The organism is Amycolatopsis sp. NPDC004772 (assembly GCF_053601215.1).
The window spans coordinates 1-18,432 of record NZ_JBSGBK010000045.1 but is presented as its reverse complement, the minus strand read 5'-3'; the positions used below and the strand labels follow the sequence as shown (position 1 = coordinate 18,432).

The following is an 18,432-nucleotide window of genomic DNA, read 5'->3' as shown; positions in this document are numbered from 1 at the left end:
GTGCCCGAAGCCTTCCTGCTCGACGCCGTCCGCACCCCGGTCGGCCGGCGCGGCGGCGCACTGTCCGGGTGGCACTCGGCCGACCTCGGCGCGCACGTCATCAAGGCCGTCGTCGAGCGTGCCGGCGTCGACCCGGACCTGGTCGAAGACGTCATCCTCGGCTGCACCGACACCCTCGGCCCCCAGTCCGGCAACATCGCCCGCACCGCCTGGCTCGCGGCCGGGTTCGGCGACCACGTGCCCGGCGTGACCGTCGACCGGCAGTGCGGGTCCAGCCAGCAGGCCGTCCACTTCGCCGCCCAAGCCGTCATGTCGGGCACGCAGGACCTGGTATTGGCCGGGGGCGTGCAGAACATGAGCCGTATCCCGATCAGCGCGGCGATGCTGGCCGGCCGTGAGTACGGCTTCGAAGACCCGTTCTCCGGCTCGAAGGGCTGGCAGGAGCGCTACGGCAGCGCCGAGATCTCGCAGTTCCGCAGCGCCGAAATGATCGCCGAGCACTGGGACATCGGCCGCGCGGACATGGAGGAGTACGCGCTGCGCAGTCACCAGCGGGCCGTCGCCGCCATCGACGAGGGCCGGTTCGACGCCGAGATCGTCCCGGTCGAGGACTTCCGGCACGACGAAGGCCCGCGCCGGGACACGTCCCTGGACCGGATGCGCGGGCTGAAGCCGCTGAGCGAGGGTTCGCGGCTGACAGCGGCGGTGGCCAGTCAGATCTCCGACGGCGCGAGCGCGGCGCTGCTGGCGTCCGCGTCGTTCGTCGACGAGCACGGCCTGCGGCCGCGGGCCCGGATCCACCACCTGTCGGTGCGCGCGGCGGACCCGGTCTGGATGCTGACCGGGCCGATCCCGGCAACAGCTCACGCGCTGCGGAACGCGGGGCTCACGGTCGACGACATCGACCTGTTCGAGGTCAACGAGGCGTTCGCCAGCGTCGTCCTGGCGTGGCTGGACGAAACCGGCGCGGACCCCGGCCGGGTCAACGTGAACGGGGGCGGGATCGCCCTCGGCCACCCGATCGGGGCCACCGGCACCAAGCTCCTCGCCACGCTCTTGCACGAGCTGGAGCGCCGCGGGGGTCGTTACGGGCTGCAGACGATGTGCGAAGGCGGCGGCACCGCCAACGTCACCATCATCGAGCGGCTCTGATCAGCCGAGGGCGCGCAGCTTCGGCAGGACGTCCTCGGAGAACTGGGTCAGGAAGCGCTCCTGGTCATGACCCGGGCCGTGGAAGACGAGGTGGTTGAGCCCGGCGTCGAGGTACGGCTTGATCTGGGCCACCGCCTCGTCCGGGTCGGACGCCACGATCCAGCGCTTGGCGACCTGCTCGATCGGCAGCTCGTCGGCCAGCCGTTCCATCTCCTCGGCCGAGGACACCGTGTGCTTCTGCTCCGCCGTCAGCGACAGCGGCGCCCAGAACCGGGTGTTCTCCAGGGCCTTCTCGTGGTCGCGGTCGTAGGACATCTTGATCTCGATCGTCCGGTCGACGTCCTCGACGGTCTTTTCGGCCGCCTCCGCGCCCTCCTTGACAGCGGGCATCAGCTTCTCGGTGTAGAGGTCCATGCCCTTGCCCGACGTGCAGATGAAGCCGTCCCCCGACCGGCCCGCGTACTTCGCGACCACCGGGCCGCCCGCGGCGACGTAGATCGGCACCGGCTGCTCCGGCCGGTCGTAGATCTTCGCGTTCACCAGCTGGTAGTAGTCACCTTCGAAGTTCACGTTGTCGCTGGTCCACAGCTCGCGGATCAGCTTGATCGACTCCCGCAGCCGGGCGAAGCGCTCCTTGAACTCCGGCCACTCCCGCCCGGAGACGGCGATCTCGTTCAGCGCCTCGCCGGTGCCGACACCGAGGATCATGCGGCCGTTGGACAGCAGCGACATCGTCGCGAACGCCTGCGCGATCACCGCCGGGTTGTACCGGAACGTCGGGGTCAGCACGCTCGTGCCGATCTGCACCCGCTTCGTCCGCTCGGCGACCGCCGGCATCCAGGCCAGCGCGAACGGCGCGTGGCCGCCCTCGTGCCGCCACGGCAGGAAGTGATCGGACACCCACACCGAGTCCAGGCCCACCTCTTCGGCGCGCACCGCGTACTCGACCAGGTCCCGCGGCCCGAACTGCTCCGCAGACGCCTTGTACCCGACCTTCAAAGCCACCGCTCATCCTCCCGTTTCCCGGCCGAGCCGCCGCAGGATTTCACCCGCCTCGGCCACTGCGCCCTCGACGATCTGCGCCACCGTGGGCAGGTCGTGGATCATGCCCACCACCTGTCCCGACGCTAGCACTCCGGCGTCCGTCCGGCCGTCGACCAGTCCCGCCCGCAGCAGCATCGGGGTGTTGGCCGCCATGACCAGCTGACTCCAGGTCAGATCGTTGCCGTGCTTCATCGCGAAGCCCTCTCGCAGCATCGCAACCGGGGACAGTCCGGTGATATTCCGGAAGCGCAGGGCGTTGCGGGCGGCTTGGGCGAGGCCGCGGATCCGGCCGGTGCGTTCGAGCTTGTCGACCAGCTCGGTGCGCAGGACGCGGTGCGGGAGGCCGTCGACCCGCTTGGTGACGACCGTCCCGGTGAGACCCTGCTCGAGGTAAAGGCGCTTGACCTCGTCGGGGACGGTGCTTTCCTTGCTCAGCAGGAACCGGGTGCCCATCGCGACCCCGGCCGCGCCGTAGGCCAGTGCGGCGGCGAGCCCGCGGCCGTCGAAGAACCCGCCGGCCGCGACGACCGGGATGCCGACGGTGTCCAGCACGCTCGGGAGGAGCAGCGTGGTGGCGACGCCCCCGGTGTGCCCGCCGCCTTCGCCGCCTTGGACGATGACGGCGTCCGCGCCCCAGGCGGCGACCTTTTCGGCGTGCCGGGCGGCCCCGACCGACGGGATCACGACGATCCCGTGGTCCCGCAGTTTCGCGATCATCTCCTTCCGCGGCGCGAGCGCGAACGAAGCGACCTTCACGCCCTCGCGGATCAGCAGGTCGACGCGGGCTCCGGCGTCGGCCGCGTCGGCGCGGAGGTTCACGCCGAACGGCTTCTCCGTGCGCTTCTTGACCTCGGCGATCGCCGCTTCCAGCTCGGCGAAGGTCATCGTGGCGGAGGCGAGGATGCCCAGCGCGCCCGCTTCGGCCGTCGCCGACACCAGCCGGGGGCCGGCGACCCAGCCCATCCCGGTCTGCACGACGGGGTGCTCGACCCCGACCAGCCGGGTGAGCGCGGTCTTCACGCCGGAACTTCCTTGTCCCGCAGGTTCTTCGGGTCGATTTCGCGGATCAGCCGCAGTTCCTCATCGGTCGGCTCGCGGCTGGTTCCGGCGCCGGAGAAGTCGATCGCGAACGCGGTCGCCGCCGACACTTCTTCCCGGGTGACGCCGCGGTGCAGCGACACCGCCCTCAGCGCGTGGTCCGGGCCGCCGAAGCCGAACACCCCGAGGTTGCTCACCACCCGGTGCACGTCGTGGTACTTCTGCGCCGACGCACCGGCTTTGGCCGCGTTGTCGTACCCGACCCCCGACACGACGTCCACGCTCTCGACGAACACCCGGGTGCTGTGCCGGGGTACCCAGTAGCTGGTGCGGTGGTTGATCGTGTTGCCCGGCGCGCCCCGCACGCCCAGGAGCTGCTTCTTCGGGCGGGCGTGGTCGCCGATGGCGGAGATGTTCTGGTTGCCGTACCGGTCGATCTGGTTGGCGCCCATCACGACGTGCCGGCGGCCGTGCGGGACGATCGTGTCCAGCATCGTGCGGAACGGCTGCCAGCCCTCGACGACGCCGTCGGCGGTGACCAGGTGGGCTTCGCCGTCGGACAGCAGCAGGTCCGGCTCGAAGGTCAGCCGGGCGAGTTTGGCGCCCAGCTGCGGGACCAGGCCCATCGGGCTGGCCAGGATTTCGCCGTCGCCGCGGAAGACCTCGGCCATGGCCACCACGACGATCTCGGCCCGGGTCGCGCTCATGCCGCCTCCGCCTCGAACTTGTCCACTTCGGACAGGTACCGCGTCTCGTCCCCGGAGAGGAACCGGTCCACGAACCCCGGCCACGTGTCGAGATCCTTGGCGCAGGCCGCGTAGTGCCGCTGGAACCGCTCGTCGCGCCCGTAGTCCGGCACCGCCGTGGTGAAGTGCGCCCCGCGCGGGGACTCCACCACCCCGGCCACCGCACCGCGGTTGAGCAGCAGTGACTGCACCGGCCCGCCGGAGGTCAGCTCGGCCGTCTCCACCACCTTTTCCACCGACACGAAGCACCGTTCGGCCGCCAAGGCGAACAACTGGTCGAAGTACGGGTCGGGGCCGAGGTACTGGGCGTTGCCGCGGGCGTCGGCCCGGTTGAGGTGGACCAGCGCCACGTCGAGGTGCTGCGCGGGGACCGCGACCAGCTCTTCGCCGTCGTCGTAGGGCGAACGCACGGTGCGCAGCCGCGGGTTGGCACGCATGACTTCGGACCCGAGTCCCGCCCGGGTGGGCAGGAACGGCAGCCGCTGCATCGCCGCCGACAGGGCCGTGCCGAACATGCCCTCGTCGTACTCGGTCACCTCGATCGCCCCGGTCTCGCGAGCGCGGCCGAACCACGGGTCGTACGGGATCGAATCCAGCGTGACGAACCCGAACACGACTCGCTTGACCTTGCCCGCCGCACACAGCAGGCCGACGTCCGGGCCGCCGTAGGAGACGACGGTCAGGTCCTTCACCGGCGTGCGGAGGATGGCGCGGACCAGGGCCATCGGCTTGCGCCGGGAACCCCAGCCGCCGATCCCGATGGTCATGCCGTCCTTCAGCTCGCCCGCCACCTCGTCGACGGTCATGCGCTTATCGGCCATTCAAGAACTCCTCGCGAGCCTCATCGGACGCGCCGAGCAGGTTGAGTTCGAAGGTGAACCCCTGCTCGAAGCGGTAGCTGCGGTGCACCTGCTGGGTGTCGATCCCGTTCAACGCCTCTTTCGCCGCCCGGATCACCCGCGGATCCTTCTTCGCGATGTCCCGCGCGACTTCCAGGGCCGTCTCGTCGAGATCCGCCCGCGGCACCACCTGGTAGACCGACCCGTGCGCGTGCAGTTCGGCGGCGGTGATCTTGCGGGCCGTGAAGTACAGCGTGCGCATCAAATGCTGCGGCACCAGCCGGGCGAGGTGCGTGGCCGCCCCGAGTGCACCCCGTTCGACCTCCGGCACCCCGAACGTCGCCTCTTCCGAAGCCACGATCACGTCGGCGTTGCCGACCAAGCCGATCCCGCCGCCGAGACAGAACCCGTGCACCGCGGCGACCACCGGAACTTCGCAGTCGTAGACGGCACCGAAAGCCGCATAGCAGCCGCGGTTCGCGCCGACCAGGGCGTCATAGCCTTCGCTGCGCTGGATCTCCTTGATGTCCACGCCCGCGTTGAACCCGCGGCCTTCCGCGCGCAGGATCACGACGTGCACGTCCGGGTCGCGGCCGGCCTGGGTGATCGCGTCGGCGAGGTCGAACCAGCCTTGGACCGGCAGCGCGTTCACCGGCGGGAAATCGACGGTGACGACCTCGATGTGCCCGTCGCGTTTCGTGAGGATGCCCATCAGCTCGCTCCGTAGACGGGTTCGGGCTCGGGCGCCTGCTCGAGCAGGTCCTTCACCACCGGGCCCAGCTCGGCCGGGTCCCACCGCTTCCCCTTGTCCACGACCGGGCCGTGCCGCCACGCCTGGGCCAGCGAAACCTTGCCGCCCTCGACCTCGAACACCCGCCCGGTGACGTGCCCGGACTCCTCGCTGCCCAGCCACACGACCAGGGGCGAGACGTTCTCCGGCGCCATCGCGTCGAAACCTTCGTCCGGCCGGGCCATCGACGCGAAGACGCCTTCGGTCATCCGGGTGCGGGCGGCCGGCGCGATCGCGTTCACGGCGATGCCGTACCGCGCCAGCTCCGCGGCGGCCACCACGGTCAGCCCGGCGATCCCGGCCTTCGCGGCCGAGTAGTTCCCCTGCCCGACGCTGCCGAGCAGCCCGGCACCGGAACTCGTGTTGATCACCCGGGCACTCGGCGTCCGGCCCGCTTTGGCTTCGGCGCGCCAATGCTCCGCCGCGTGCCGCAACGGCGCGAAATGGCCCTTGAGGTGCACTCGGATCACCGCGTCCCACTCGTCCTCGGCGAGGTTGACCAGCATCCGGTCCCGGAGGAAGCCCGCGTTGTTCACCAGTACGTCCAGGCGCCCGAAGTGCTCGACGGCCGTGCCGATCAGTTCGCGCGCCCCGGCCCAATCGGCCACGTCGGAAGTGTTCGCCACCGCCCGCTCACCGATGGCCTCGACGACTTCCGCGGCCGCGTCGGCGTCCACGTCGTTCACCACCACCGACGCCCCTTCGGCCGCGAACGCCAAGGCGTGCGCCCGCCCGATGCCCCGCCCGGCACCGGTCACCACGACCACCCGGCCCTGGCACAACCCGCTCACGAATCCTCCCGATGGTTGACGTCGGCCGCGGCGAGGAACGCCGGGACCTCACCTCCGCCGTGCACGCGCAGCGTCGCGCCGGAAACGTAGGAAGCCAGCCCGGAAGCCAGGAACGCGGCGCAGTGCCCCACCTCTTCGGGCTCGGCCAGCCGGCCCAGCGGCACCGTCTTCCCCACCGCCTCGACCGCCGCCTCACTCCCGTAGTGCAGGTGCGCCTGCTCGGTCCGCACCATCCCGACGTCGAGCGCATTGACCCGGACTTTCGGCGCCCACTCCACCGCCAGGCTCGCCGTCAGGTTGTCCAGCCCGGCCTTCGCGGCGCCGTAAGCCGCGGTTCCCGGCGAGGGACGGCTGCCGCTGACGCTGGAGATCATCACGATCGAACCGCCGGTTTCCTGCCGCTGCATCACGGCGTTGGCGTGCTGTGCGACCAGCAGCGGAGCCAGCAGGTTCAGCTGGACGACCTTCTCGTGCAGGCGCGGCGACGCCTCCGCGGCCGACACATACGGCGCCCCACCCGCGTTGTTGACCACCACGTCCAGGCGTCCGTGCCGCTCGATGATCCCCTCGACCAGCGAGGCGACCTGCGCCTCGTCGCGGACATCGCACGCGACGAACTCCGCCGGGGTCGGCGCCTCCCGCCGCGCGCACACCACGACCCGGGCACCGTGCGCGAGGAACACGTCGGCGATGCCCCGGCCGACGCCGCGGACGCCTCCGGTGACCAGGACCACCGTCCCGGCCAGGCCCAGCTCCGTCTTCACCGGCACACCACCTTCCGTCCCCAAAACTAGAACATGTTCTCGCTGGGGACAAGGTCGGGAGGCGAGCCGGGAAGCCTCCTACTCCTCGGGCGGGGAGAACTCGTTCCGGGCGATCCGCAGCCCGGAGGCACGCAGCGCGGCCTGCATGGCGAACCGGGCGTCGGGATCGTCGAGGCGAGCACCGAAGGCCTGCTTCAGCTGGCGCACGCGGTAGCGGACCGTCTGCGGGTGCACCGAGAGGTCGACCGCGATCTTCTCGGAGTTGCCGCCGTTCTGCAGCCAGGACAGCAGGGTCTCGCCCAGCCGGCGGCGCGTCCGCTCCGGGAACTGCCCGAGCGGGGCCAGCTCCTGCCGGGCGACCTGCTCGGCCAGCGGCGAGTCCGACAGCAGCCACAGGTCCGTCAGGTGGTCGGTGCACCACGTCACCGGCGTGTCCGGAAGCGATCCGTCCGCCACCAGCCGCAACGCCGTCCGCGCCCAGCGCAGCGAATGCGCCGCCGCGCCGAGGTCGGTCGGCGGCCCGACCGCGACGCGCGTGCCGAGCCGGGTCAGGGCCCGCGCGTCCACCGGGGCGGGGAGCAGCAGGTAGGGCTGCGGGGGATCGAGGTCGGCGAGGACGTCGGAGCCCCACGTGGTGCTCACGGTCGTTTCGGCGGCGACCGCCGCCACCTCGCGGGGCACCGGCCAGCCCGCCGCGTCCGCGAGTTCGGCGAGGACGGCGTCCGGGATGGTGCCCGGCCCGGTCAGCAGGCGCAGCAGCCGCCGGCGCAGGCCCGACCGCGTGCCCTCGATCTCCGCCCACGCCTCGCGGTGCCCCCGGCTCGACATCCGGGCGAGCTCGTCGGCGTAGCCGAAGAGCATCTCGGCCAGCTGCGCCATCACCGCGGAGGACAGCCGGTGCCGCCGGCCCAGCCGCATGATCCAGCGCCAGCCGACCCGGGTGCCGACGCGGTAGGCCGCCTGCAGGTCGTCGAGGGTGCGTCCCTCGCGCGCCTCCCCCGCGCCGAGCCGGCGGCACGTCTCGAACAACCGGTCGCGGGAGGCCAGCGGATCCTCGACCAGGTCCACGAAGAGCTCGACGGCGCACTCGACGCCGTGCCGGGTCCTGCGCCCGTAGGAGCCGTCCCCCGTCCGGGCGTAGACGGGGACCGCCCGCAGGATCTCCCGGACGATCCCGTCCACGAGTGCCGGGAGCGCCGGACGCATCAGGGCGGCCAGCTCTTTCCGCCGGACAACTTCTTCGACGGCATCGCGGGGAGCCGGGACGGGTTGCCGAGCACTGTCGCGGGGCACCAGGGTTCCTCCACCGGAAGGCGGCGACGGACCTTGCTTTACCGGACAGTAAAGCAAGGAGTCCGTACAGTACACCTCCATGAGCCGGCAGAGTCCTCCTGATCGATCCAGCGCTCGCCGCAGCCCGGCCGCCCGGCCCACCGACGACGAGCTGCTCGACGCCGCCCGCGCCGTGTTCGCCGAGCGGGGCTACGCCCAGGCCACGATGGGCCTGATCGCCGACCGCGCCGATTCCACCAAGCCCACCCTCTACGCGCATTTCGGCGACAAGGCCGCCCTTTTCCGCACCACGGTCCGCCGGGAGGTCGCCGCGTTGCGCGCCTGGGTGATCAGCGCGTACGAAACGGCGAACGCGCGCCCCCTCGAAGAGCGCGTCCGGCTCTCGGTGATGGCCATGTTCGGCTACGCCGGCGCCCACCCGGAAAGCTTCCGGCTGCTGTTCGACTCGGCCGTCGACGAGATGTCGAACGAGCGCCGCGCGCTGGCCGACTCCATCGCCACCCACGTGATCGGGCAGGTGCGCGACCACCTGCGCACGCACGGGCGCCCGGCCGGCCCCGGCGCGGACCTGCTCGGCGAGATGATGGTCGGCCTGGTCGGGCGGGCCGCGATGCACGTGTCCCACTCCCCCGGCCTCGACCCGATCGCCGCCGGGGAACTGGCCACCGGGTTCGTCATGGCCGCGCTGCGCGGGCTGGATCCGGCGCTGCTGGACCGCCTCGACACCCCGCGCCCGGCCGGGCAGTGCGCCACCTGAGCGTCCACATCGGACCGTTTGTCACCGGCTGAACAATTCCCGGCGTTCCGGGGAACCACCTCTTGCCGGGTCCGGCAACCACTGCGACGCTGCGAATCACCGCAAGCGACGCACGCATTTCCGTCCCCCACGGAAAGCGCTTGCCGACCCCTTTTCCCACAACGAGGTGTGATCAGCCATGATTCGCGTCCCCAAGAAACGCCTGTTTTCCGCCGCGGCCGCCGTCGGATTCGCCGTCGCCGGGCTCACCGTGGCCGCCGCGCCCGCCGCTTCGGCGGCGCCGTGCACCGACATCGACGTCCCGGTGGCCCGCGGCACCGGCGAACCCGGCACGCTGGGCCTCATCGTCGGCGACCCGGTGTTCTCGGCCGTGCAGAACCGGTTGCGCCCGCGGTCGGTGAGCAGCTACCGCGTCGACTACCCGGCCGACCTCGGCCAGCCGGCCTCGGTGCAGAAGGGCAACACCGACCTGGTCGACCACGTGCGGACGCAGGCCGCGGCCTGCCCGTCGCAGCGGTTCGTCCTCGTCGGCTACTCCCAGGGCGCCAACGTCGTCGACAACTCGATCGGCATCAGCAGCGCCGGCGCGGTCGTCGGCGGCCCGATCGCCGCGACCATCCCGGCGGACCTGGCGCCCCGGATCGCGGCGATCCTGTTGTTCGGCAACCCGATCCGCGCGATCGGCCGCTCGGTCACCGGCACCTACCAGAGCCGCACCAAGGACTACTGCGCCCTGGGCGACCCGATCTGCCAGGCGGGCGGCTTCAACATCCTGGCCCACCTGAGCTACGGCGGCGACGCCAACGACGCGGCCGCCTTCGCCGCGGGCAAGGTCTGACGGAACGCGGGTGGCCGCCTCGGATCCCCCCGAGGTGGCCACCCGGATTCCCTCAGCAGTTCGCCGGAGCCGGATCCCCGTTGAACCGCTTCACGATCCACTGGTGCGCGTCGGCGTTGCCGGCGAGGATGCCGCTGGCGTGGTCGGCCAGGTAGGTGGTCCACTGCTCGCGCACCCCGGCCGCGCAGTACGCCCGGTGCAGCGTTTCCGCCTGCGGGGTGTTGACGATTTCGTCGATGCTCGCGTGGTACTGGAACACCGGCACCCGCGGCGGGTGGGCGCCCAGCTTGTTCTGCGCCAGCCGCGCCTGCCACACCGGGGTGTCCAGCGGGTTCGACGTCGTGTAGTCGCTGATCTTCTTGAACGGATAGTTCAGCAGCAGTTCCGCGACGCACGCGTTCTTCTTGGCGTCACCCAATTGCTGCCGGCCGGTGTCGTTGAGGAAGGAATCGAGCCGCAGATCCGGGTACGCGGCGTCGAGCCCGACCGCGGCGAAGGCCAGGAACCCGAAGCCGAGGTACCCGTCGAGGCCCTTCGCGACTTCGGTCAGGTCCGCCGGCACCCCGCCCGCGACGACGCCGACGACGTTCAGCTCCGGCGCGTACGCGGGCTGCTTCTCCCCGGCCCACATCGATCCACCGCCGCCCTGCGAATAGCCCTGGAAGATCACCTTGGCGCTCTTCGAAAGCCGGGCGGACGGGAGGTCCTGCGCCGCCCGCACCGAGTCGATCACGGCGGGGCCCATGGACTGCCCGGTGATGTAGGTCGGCACGGTCGTCGGCGAGTAGCCCTCGTAGTCGGTCACCGCGACCGCGTAGCCGCTGGACAGCGAGTCGTTGATGGCGGGCTGGTCGTACAGCGTGCCGCGTTCCATCGCCTTGGACGCCGTGCACTTGAACGCCGGGCCCTGCGTGCCGACCGCGTAACCGACGATCGGCGCCTTCGCCGGGTCCACGCCCTTCGGCACGAGGATGGTCCCGGTCACCGCGTTCCGGTTCCCGAGCGCGTTGGTCGACAGGTACATCACCTGCCAGGCGTCCGCGTTCAGCGCGTTCAGCAGCGGCACGGTGGGCCGCCAGCGGATGACGTCACCGGGTTTCCCGGCCGGCAGCGGGGACGGCGGGGTGTAGAAGGAGTCGTCGAACGGCCCGGGCAGCAGCGGCGCCGCCCCGGCGGGCGCACTCGCCACCGCGACACCCAGCGCCACCAGGCAGCAGGTCAGGAGCGCCGAAAGCACAGCGCGACATCGGGCAGGCTTCACCACAACCTCCATCGGGGAAAGGGGACTGCGCTCAGGCCGGGAGACCCAGCGCGCCGGCCAGCACCGGCCAGGACTGGTGCAGGGCCCGCTGCCAGTACGGCCAGCTGTGGGTGCCGGCCCCGTAGTAGTCGACGGTCACCGGGATGCCGGCGGTCCGCAGGCGGTCGGTGAAGCTGCGGGACGACATCTCCGCCGTCGACTCCAGGAAGTCCGCCTGGTTCGGCGGGTCGAGCGGCCCGGTCTGCCCGTTGCCGCAGGAGACGTAGAGCGCGGTGCCGCGCAGCTGGTCGATGTGGTCGTACGGGTTGTTGGCCGTCCAGATCGTCTTCAGGCCGAACGCGTCGCCCCAGAGGTCGAGGTAGTTGAAGAACCCGCCGCGCGCCAGGATGCCGATGATCCAGACCGGCAGCCCCGGGTACAGCGTGTTCGGCACCCCGCTGTAGGACGCGGCCGCGCCGAACATCCCCGGGTGCTTGAAGGCGTACGCCATCGCGCCGTACCCGCCGATCGACAGCCCGGCCACCGCCCGGCGCGTGCCGCCGCGGTAGCCGCGCTCGACGATCTGGCGCACTTCGGCGGTGTGGAAGGTGTCCCAGTCAGGGGTGTTCCGGAGACCGAAGTTCCACCACTTCGTGTACATCCCGGCCGCCCCGTCGGTCGGCATCACGACCAGCGCGTCCTTGGTCGCGGTGAACGCCTTGACGTCGGTGAACTGGTCCCACGAGCGGTAGTCGACCGGCTCGCAGCAGCCGTGCAGCAGGAACAGCACGGGCCAGGTCCGCGTCGGCTGCGCCGCCCACCCGGACGGCACGATCAGCCGCACCATCCCGGTGGTGCCCAGGGCGGGCGAGCTGATCTGCAGGTCGACCGTCCGGGCGTCCACCCAGGTCTCCTGGACGACCTTCGCGCCGTCGTCGGCCACGGCCGGGCTCGCCTGTGCGGGTGCCACGGCACCGGCGAGCAGGAGGACGACGGACAGCGCCAGCAAGGCGATCCGCTTCATAGAGGCTCCTCAAAGGGGGATGTTTCCGTGTTTCCGGGCCGGCAGGCTCTGGCGTTTGGTGCGCAGCATCCGCAGGGCCCGCGCCACCTGGAGGCGGGTCTGCGACGGCGTGACGACCTGGTCGACGTACCCGCGTTCGGCCGCCAGGTACGGGCCGCCGTGGCGCTTGCGGTACTCGTCGGTGAGCCGGCGGCGGGCCGGCTCCCGCTCCTCCGGCGGCAGCCCGGCCAGCTCGCGCCGGTAGAGCACCCGCACCGCGCCTTCGGCGCCCATCACCGCGATCTCCGCGGTGGGCCAGGCCAGCACGACGTCGGCGCCGAGGTGCTTGGAGCCCATCACCGCGTAGCCGCCGCCGTAGGCCTTGCGGACCACGACGGTCACCTTCGGCACGGTCGCTTCGGAGTAGGCGTAGATCAGCTTGGCACCGCGGCGGATGATCCCGCCGCGTTCCTGGCCGGTGCCCGGCAGGTAGCCGGGGACGTCGGCCAGGGTGAGCAGCGGGATCGAAAACGCGTCGCAGAAGCGCACGAACCGGGCGGCCTTCTCCGACGCGTCGATGTCGAGCACGCCGGCCTGGTGCCGCGGCTGGTTGGCGACGACCCCGACGGTGTGGCCCTGCACCCGCCCGAACCCGCAGAGCATGTTGGCCGCGAAGCCGCTGTGCACCTCGGTGAACTCGCCGTCGTCGACCAGCGCGGCGATCAGCTCGGTCATGTCGTAGGTCTGGTGCGGCGAGTCGGGCACCAGCCGGTCGAGCGCGAGGTCGGCGGCGGTGAGGCCGGCGCTGGTGTCGTCGGCGTACGCGGGCGCGGGGTCGAGGTTGTTCGCGGGCAGGTACCCGAGCAGCGTCTGCACCCAGTCGACGGCGTCCTGTTCGTCGACCGCCCGGTGGTGGGCGTTGCCGGCGACCTCGCTCTGCACGGCCGCCCCGCCGAGTTCCTGCGCGGTGACGTGCTCCCCGGTGACGGCCTGCACGACGTCCGGGCCGGTGACGAACATGTGCGAGGTGTCGTCGACCATCACGGTGAAGTCGGTCATCGCCGGCGCGTAGACGGCACCGCCGGCGCACGGGCCCATGATCATCGAGATCTGCGGGATGACCCCGGAGGCGTGCGCGGTGCGGCGCCCGAGTTCGGCGTAGTAGGCCAGCGAGACGACGCCTTCCTGGATCCGCGCGCCGCCGGAGTCGTTGATCCCGACGACCGGGCAGCCGATCGTCATGGCCAGGTCCATCAGCTTGAGCACCTTCTCGCCGGAGACCTCGCCGAGGCTGCCGCCGAAGACGCTGAAGTCCTGGGAGAACACGCAGATCTGCCGCCCGTCGACGGTGCCGTGCCCGGTGACGACGCCGTCGCCCCACGGCCGGTTCGTGTCCATCCCGAACTCGCCGCACCGGTGCCGCGCGAACTGGTCGGCCTCCACGAAGGACCCGGGGTCCAGCAGCAGCGCGATCCGCTCGCGCGCGGTCAGCTTCCCCTTGGCGTGCTGCCGGTCGACGGCCTTCTTTTCGGCGATCCGGACGGCTTCGTCCTGCCGGGCGGCGAGATCGGCGATCCGGAACGCGGTGGTCGGGGTGAGCTCGTCCATCACCGCACCACCGCCCCGAGCCGTTCGGCCAGCACCGCCACGTGCGGTGGATCGATCATGGACACGTGATCACCGGGAACCCGGACGACTTCGAGGTCACGGCAGTGCTCGTCCCACCCGAGGGCGTCGTCGGCGCGCAGGTACCGCGGGTCCAGTGCGGTGGTGAGCGGGTGCGGTTCCTGCGCGCGCAGCAGGACCACACGCCCGTCGTAGCTTTGCGGCGTGTACCGCTCGGCCACCCGGGCGTCCACATAGGACTCGTATTGGTGCTTGAGGACGCCGGCGCCCATTTCCGGCACCTGCTCGGTGAGCTTGGCCATGACCCGGTGGATCTGGGCGTCTTCGTCGAGCTCCGCCAGTTCCTCGCGGGGCACCTCGAACGGGACGCCGTAGGTCCGGGAAATGTGGTCGGCGAACCGGTCGAAGCGGTCCAGGAGCTGGTCGGCCGGGGCGCCGGTGGCGGGCAGCGGCAGGACGGTGTCGATGAGGAAGACGAGTTCGGCGCCGTTCAGCCGACGCGCGGTCTCGTAGGCGAGGCAGCCGCCGAACGACCAGCCGCCCAGCCGGTAGGGGCCGTGGGGCTGGATGTCCCGGATCAGTTCGGCGTACCGGGCGGCTTTGCCTTCGACGGTCTGCTCGTCGTCGAGGCGTTCGAAAGCGTAGACGGGCCGGCCTTCGGGGAGTAGCCGGGCGAGTTCGCGGTAGACGCTCGCGGTGCCGCCGGCGGGGTGGAAGAGGAAGACGGGCTCGTCGCCGACGCCGTCCCGGAGGAGCCGCACCGGGCCGCCGCCGTGGCCTTCGAGCTCGGCGCGCAGGAGATCGGCCATCGCGGCGATGGTGGGCGTGGCGAAGAGCCGGTCTTCGCCGGGGACGTCGGTGAGGTGTTCGGCGAAGGCGGCCCTGAGCTGCCGGGCCTGGGCGGGGTCGCCGCCGAAGCGGTCGTGGACGCCCGGTTCGGGACCGCCGAGGACGGCTCGCCAGTGCCGGGCCACCCACCGCTCGGCGGGATCCCGCGGCCCGGTGACGACCGGCGCGGCAGCCGGCGCAGCCGCCCCGAAGCCCGCTTCCTCGGCCAGATGCGCGGCAAGCTCCGCCAAGCTGGCTCCCCGCAGCAACAGCGGAATCGGCAACGGCACCCCGAAGTCCCGCTCCACCGCGCCGCGAGCCCGCATCGCCGAGAGCGAATCCAGCCCCAGCCGCGTGAGCGGTACCGTCCGGTCGACCTCCGCCAACCCCAGCAGGTCCGCGATCAACCCCGCCAAGTGCGCGGCGATCGCCTCGCGGGCCGCCTCCGGGGTGGCCGAGCGCAGTGCGTCCAGACCGTCCCAAGTGGACGTTGAGGCCCCCGGCGAGAAGAGCGCGAAGAACGGCCGCTCCCCCAGCCGCGGGAACAGCTCCAGCACCGTTCCCGAGTCCACCCGGGCCACCCCGGTCGCCGCCCGGTCCCGCGCCAGCACGAATTCCAGGGCCGACAGCGCTTCCTCGGTGCCGAGCGGCTCCAGCACCGGGTTGGCCGACCCGGCCGCCGCACCGACCTCGCCCCACGCGCCCCAGCCGATCGTCGCCGCCGGGAGCCCCTGGGCGCGGCGCCAGCCGACGAGCGCATCGGCCCACGCGTTCGCCGTCGCGTACGCGGCCTGGCCCGGTGATCCGAACAATGCCGCCGCCGAGGAGTACACCAGCCACCAGTCGAGGTCGTGCCCCGCCGTCGCCTCGTGCAGCCGCCACGCGCCCAGCGCCTTCGGCCGCCAGACCGCGTCGAGCGCGTCGCCGTCGAGGCTGATCGCGGCGCCGTCGGCCAGGACACCGGCAGCGTGCAGCACCCCGCGAAGCGGCACGCCTCCTTCGACGGCCGCCGCGACCAGGCTTTCGGCCGTGCCCGGGGCGGCGATGTCGCCGGGCACCACGCGGACGTCGAGGCCCAGCCCGGGATCGGCGGCGTGCCTGCTGTTCAGCACCAGCCGTGTCGCGCCGCGCGCGGCCAGCCATCGCGCCGCGGCCAGGCCCAGGCCGCCGAGGCCGCCGGTGATGATGTAGGCGCCGTCGCGGACCGGCTCGCGCACCGGGTCGCCGAGGGCAGGACGGCTCAGCCGCCGCGTGTACCGGACGCCGTGGCGCCAGGCGACTTCGTCGTCCGGCCCGTCCGCGCGGACCTCGTCCCGCAGCCGGTCCAGCCCGTCGACGTGGCTCACCCGCAGTTCGGGGTGCTCGAAGGCGAGCACGCGCACGAGCCCGCGCAGCGCGGCCAACGCCGGATCGCCCCGCTCGCCGGGCTCGATGGCGTGCGCTCCGGAACTCACCAGCCACAACCTGGGCGTGACGGGCAGTTCGGCCAGCTCGGCGACGACCCCGGCCAAGGTCTCGACCAGCCGCGCCCCGCGCGCCGGATCGGGCTCCGCCGCGGCGCCGAGCAGGGCGAGCACCGCGGCCGGCTCGCCGTCACGCAACAGTTTCGCGAGCTCGGCCCGATCGCCGAGGCGGGCGGTCCGGACGTCTTCGCCCGCGAACTCGCGATCGTCGTCCGAAAGCACGATCCAGCGCTGCCCGCGGGGGCGCCCCCCGTTTTCCACTCTACCGGCCGGCACCGACAATTCCGGGGCGGCGGGCAGCGGCGTCGGTTGCCACGCCGCCTCGAACAGCAGCCGGGCCATGGCCGCGTCGCGGTAGGGGCGGCAGTAGACGTCGCGGAATTCGACCAGGACGACGTCGCCGGCGTCGACCAGCTGGACGCTGCCGAGCACGCCGTCGCCCGACTCTTTCAGCACCGCGTCCACCCGCATGCCGCGGCCGGGGTCGCCGGCGACCACCACCTCCCCCACGCTGAGCGGCAGGTAGAGCGCGTCCGCCTCGCCGACGGCCGCGGCCAGCGCGTGCAGGCAGGCGTCGGCGAGCGCGGGGTGCAGCACGTACGCGGGATGACCGGTGTCCGGCTGCGCGATCGACGCCGACGCGCGCCCGGGCGCGGCGGTCACCCTGCGCAGGCCGCGGAACGCCGGGCCGTAGGACTGCCCCAGCTCGGCCAGCGCCCGGTAGACGTCGACCGGCTCCCCGGCGGTTTCCCCGAACGGTGCCGACGGCGTGCCGCCGGTGCCGATCTGCGCGGTCGCGTGCCGGGTCCACTGTCCGGTTCTCGTGTGGACACTCAGCTCGCTGCCGCGGAGCGTCGTGGTCACCTCGGTGTGGTCGCCGAGCGGGAGGACTTCCTGCAGTTCGAGGTCCTGGACGCGGCCGCCCGGACCGGCCGCGGCGAGCGCGAGTTCGAGGAAACCGGTGGCCGGGAACACCGGGACGTCCCGGACGGTGTGGTCGGCCAGCCACGGCAACGCGGCCGTGCCGACGTCGCCGCGCCACAGGTGCCCGCCGCCGGGGTCCTCGATGTGCACGCCGAGCAGCGGGTGGGCGCCGGCGGCGCGGACGGTCCGGCGCGGCCAGAAGCGCTCGTGCCGCCAGACCGGACCGGGCAGCTCGACCGGCGGCGTCTGCGGCCGGGCGGCCAGCACGCCGGGGTGGCCGAGGACGTGCAGCCGGGCCAGGCTGGTCAGGAACGCCGTCCGCTCGTCGATCCGTCGGCTCCCCGAGGGCAGGCCGAAGACGCCGGACTGCTCGAGCGCGGCCAGGGCCACGGGGTGCGGCGAGATTTCGACGAAGACGGTGTGCCCGTCGGCGGCCGCCGCGGCGACGGCCTGGCTGAACCGCACCGGGCGGCGCAGGTTCGCCGCCCAGTATTCGACGTCGAAGGCGGGCGGCTCGTCGTGAACACTGCTGTAGCACCGGACTTTCGGTGTTGCGGGGGTCAGCCCCGCCACCGCTTCGCGGAACGGGCCGAGCACCGGCTCGACGGCCGCGGAGTGCCCGGCGCCCCCGACCGGGAGCCGCCGGGCGAGCCGGCCGAGGCCTTCGGCGTGCGCGACCACGGCTTCGACGTCGTCGGCGGCCCCGCTGATCGTGCACTGGGTGGGCGAGGCGTAGACGGCGATGGTGATGTCGGGGAATTCGGCGAGCTCGGCGGCCGTGAGTTCGACGACGGCCATCGCCCCGCCACCGCGCTCGTCGAGTTCGGCGAGCAGCCGCGCCCGGGCGGCCATGACCTTCAGGCCGTCGGCAACGTCGAGCGCCCCGGCCACGACGGCCGCGGCCACCTCACCCATCGAGTGCCCGAGCACGGCGGCGGGCACGACCTGGTGCGCCCGCCAGAGAGCGGCCAGGGCGAGTTGCACGCCGAACAGGGCGAGCTGGGTCGCGGCGAGGTCGGGCAGGTCGTGCTCGAGCGCTTCGCACAGCGAGAACCCGGCTTCGGCGCGGAAAACCGGGTCGAGTGCCTCGATCTCGCCCCGGAACGCCGGTTCGGCGCGAAGAAGCTGACGTCCCATCCCGGACCACTGCGAGCCATAGCCGGAGAAGACGAAGACCACGCCAATGTCACCCGAGCTCGCACCCGCCTCGAAACGCCCCAATGTGGCGTTGGGTGCGTCAGACGCACCGAACGCCACATTGGGTGCATCTGACGCACCGAACGCCACATTGGGGCG

General features: G+C 72.2%; 15 protein-coding genes. 3 read left to right on the top strand and 12 right to left on the bottom strand.

The features are described from left to right. On the top strand, positions 1-1,152 hold the full coding sequence (locus tag ACWEF6_RS25180; protein ID WP_449685196.1) for an acetyl-CoA C-acetyltransferase: 1,152 nt from the start codon (positions 1-3) through the stop codon (positions 1,150-1,152). Here ACWEF6_RS25180 and fgd read toward each other — a convergent pair whose 3' ends face one another. The 8 genes from fgd to ACWEF6_RS25140 all read right to left on the bottom strand — a co-directional run bounded on the left by fgd (position 1,153) and on the right by ACWEF6_RS25140 (position 8,457). Further along, a complete protein-coding gene (gene fgd, locus ACWEF6_RS25175) occupies positions 1,153-2,157 on the bottom strand; it encodes a glucose-6-phosphate dehydrogenase (coenzyme-F420) (RefSeq protein WP_310975468.1) in 1,005 nt (334 codons plus the stop codon). A gap of 3 nt (positions 2,158-2,160) precedes the next feature. Next, positions 2,161-3,216 (bottom strand): NAD(P)H-dependent flavin oxidoreductase, encoded by a 1,056-nt coding sequence (locus ACWEF6_RS25170; RefSeq protein WP_449685195.1) that lies wholly within the window; start codon positions 3,214-3,216, stop codon positions 2,161-2,163. After that, positions 3,213-3,941, bottom strand: coding sequence for a CoA-transferase subunit beta (locus tag ACWEF6_RS25165; RefSeq protein WP_449685194.1), 729 nt, complete (start codon positions 3,939-3,941; stop codon positions 3,213-3,215). Before ACWEF6_RS25165 ends, ACWEF6_RS25170 begins: the two co-directional genes overlap by 4 nt. Next, positions 3,938-4,801, bottom strand: coding sequence for a CoA transferase subunit A (locus ACWEF6_RS25160; protein ID WP_449685193.1), 864 nt, complete (start codon positions 4,799-4,801; stop codon positions 3,938-3,940). Before ACWEF6_RS25160 ends, ACWEF6_RS25165 begins: the two co-directional genes overlap by 4 nt. Continuing rightward, the gene (locus ACWEF6_RS25155; protein ID WP_449685192.1) at positions 4,791-5,531 is read right to left on the bottom strand and encodes an enoyl-CoA hydratase family protein; all 741 of its coding nucleotides are present in this window, start codon (positions 5,529-5,531) and stop codon (positions 4,791-4,793) included. Before ACWEF6_RS25155 ends, ACWEF6_RS25160 begins: the two co-directional genes overlap by 11 nt. Further along, complete coding sequence (locus ACWEF6_RS25150; RefSeq protein ID WP_449685191.1) at positions 5,531-6,400, bottom strand: SDR family oxidoreductase; 870 nt, start codon at positions 6,398-6,400, stop codon at positions 5,531-5,533. Before ACWEF6_RS25150 ends, ACWEF6_RS25155 begins: the two co-directional genes overlap by 1 nt. Next, entirely contained in the window at positions 6,397-7,164 is a 768-nt protein-coding gene (locus ACWEF6_RS25145; protein ID WP_449685190.1) for an SDR family oxidoreductase, read from the bottom strand. The genes ACWEF6_RS25150 and ACWEF6_RS25145 overlap by 4 nt, the downstream gene beginning before the upstream one ends. A gap of 78 nt (positions 7,165-7,242) precedes the next feature. After that, the gene (locus ACWEF6_RS25140) at positions 7,243-8,457 is read right to left on the bottom strand and encodes a PucR family transcriptional regulator (protein WP_449685189.1); all 1,215 of its coding nucleotides are present in this window, start codon (positions 8,455-8,457) and stop codon (positions 7,243-7,245) included. A 79-nt stretch (positions 8,458-8,536) separates the two neighbouring features. Between ACWEF6_RS25140 and ACWEF6_RS25135 the strand changes: the two genes are divergently transcribed. Both ACWEF6_RS25135 and ACWEF6_RS25130 read left to right on the top strand, forming a co-directional pair. Continuing rightward, positions 8,537-9,214: a TetR/AcrR family transcriptional regulator gene (locus tag ACWEF6_RS25135; RefSeq protein ID WP_310975455.1), complete on the top strand. Its 678-nt coding sequence runs from the start codon at positions 8,537-8,539 to the stop codon at positions 9,212-9,214. 178 nt (positions 9,215-9,392) lie between these two features. Then, positions 9,393-10,052: a cutinase family protein gene (locus ACWEF6_RS25130; protein ID WP_449685188.1), complete on the top strand. Its 660-nt coding sequence runs from the start codon at positions 9,393-9,395 to the stop codon at positions 10,050-10,052. A 52-nt stretch (positions 10,053-10,104) separates the two neighbouring features. Here the strand turns inward: ACWEF6_RS25130 and ACWEF6_RS25125 are convergent, their stop codons facing one another. From ACWEF6_RS25125 to ACWEF6_RS25110, 4 genes are all read right to left on the bottom strand, one after another. Beyond that, positions 10,105-11,325, bottom strand: coding sequence for a lipase family protein (locus ACWEF6_RS25125; RefSeq protein WP_449685187.1), 1,221 nt, complete (start codon positions 11,323-11,325; stop codon positions 10,105-10,107). A gap of 19 nt (positions 11,326-11,344) precedes the next feature. Then, complete coding sequence (locus tag ACWEF6_RS25120; RefSeq protein WP_449685186.1) at positions 11,345-12,316, bottom strand: alpha/beta hydrolase; 972 nt, start codon at positions 12,314-12,316, stop codon at positions 11,345-11,347. A 9-nt stretch (positions 12,317-12,325) separates the two neighbouring features. Beyond that, complete coding sequence (locus ACWEF6_RS25115) at positions 12,326-13,903, bottom strand: acyl-CoA carboxylase subunit beta (RefSeq protein WP_449685185.1); 1,578 nt, start codon at positions 13,901-13,903, stop codon at positions 12,326-12,328. Further along, the coding region (locus ACWEF6_RS25110; RefSeq protein ID WP_449685184.1) for an acyltransferase domain-containing protein at positions 13,903-18,432 on the bottom strand (4,530 nt) is incomplete at its 5' end. The genes ACWEF6_RS25110 and ACWEF6_RS25115, both read right to left, overlap by 1 nt.